A 278-nucleotide genomic window follows, 5' to 3' on the forward strand; every position below is an offset into this window, starting at 1 on the left:
GGCCAGGACATCCAGTCCGGTGCTGGTAACCACTGCGAGGACGGGATATCCGGCGGTGACGCCGCGTCCCCGGTGCAGTACCAGCAGCTCTTCCCTTGAGGGAACCTCGACGGCGCCCACTGGCACGCCGCGGGAAAGGACCTCACCGCTTGAGGTTCTTTCCGGAAGTTCGCCGCCGAGCCGCAGGCCGATGTGGTTGCTGCGGCCGCTGACGGTGTACTCGGAGGTGAAGAGCAGTTCACCGGATTCGCCAAACTCGGCGACGTCCGGTCCATCGG

At 66.2% G+C, this 278-nt stretch carries 1 pseudogene; it reads right to left on the reverse strand.

Annotated elements, in window-relative coordinates:
- Window positions 1-278, reverse strand: a pseudogene (locus tag ACPYOM_RS22365) (5-oxoprolinase subunit C family protein); the annotation flags it as partial.

It is taken from the genome of Monashia sp. HAY1-2A (assembly GCF_056755315.1).